A 219-nucleotide genomic window follows, 5' to 3' on the forward strand; every position below is an offset into this window, starting at 1 on the left:
CTATCTTTAGCTACATCTTGATTGTCGTCAGAAGTAACATCATCTTTATCAGAAGTGTCTGTGTTATCCTCTTGACTAGCGTCAGTATCTTGTACGTTAGAAGTAGCGTCAGAATTGTCACTATCTTTAGCTACATCTTGATTGTCGTCAGAAGTAACATCATCTTTATCAGAAGTGTCTGTGTTATCCTCTTGACTAGCGTCAGTATCTTGTACGTTA

The 219-nt window shown here is 37.9% G+C and carries 1 pseudogene; it reads right to left on the minus strand.

The annotated features are described in order from the left end of the window. Window positions 1-219, minus strand: a pseudogene (locus tag BTM19_RS13010) (hypothetical protein); the annotation flags it as partial.

The organism is Staphylococcus xylosus (genome assembly GCF_002732165.1).
In the GTDB taxonomy this organism is placed as follows: Bacteria; Bacillota; Bacilli; order Staphylococcales; family Staphylococcaceae; genus Staphylococcus; species Staphylococcus xylosus.